At 65.9% G+C, this 337-nt stretch carries 1 protein-coding gene; it reads left to right on the top strand.

Annotated elements, in window-relative coordinates:
• Positions 1-337 (top strand): ABC transporter permease subunit (locus ACV229_RS40825; protein ID WP_448088696.1); only part of this gene is annotated, 337 nt, incomplete at both ends.

The raw sequence follows: 337 nt of genomic DNA, 5'->3' as shown, positions 1-337 counted from the left end.
TGAACTGATCGGGCTGGAATACAGCGGCGACCACGTGGTGATCTTCCTGTACCTGCTCGCGCTCGTGCTCGTCTGCTTCACGCTGTTCGTGACGAGCCGGCTGATCCGCATGCCGATGGGCCGCGCGTGGGAAGCGCTGCGCGACGACGAGATCGCGTGCCGGTCGCTGGGTCTGAACCCGACCCGCATCAAGCTGTCGGCGTTCACGCTCGGTGCATCGTTCGCGGGTATCGGCGGCGCGTTCTTCGCGGCGCGCCAGGGCCTCGTGAATCCGGAATCGTTCACCTTCATCGAGTCGGCGCTGATCCTCGCGATCGTCGTGCTCGGCGGCATGGGT

The sequence above is a fragment of the Burkholderia sp. MR1-5-21 genome (assembly GCF_053427715.1).
This window is presented reverse-complemented; position numbering and strand designations above follow the sequence as displayed.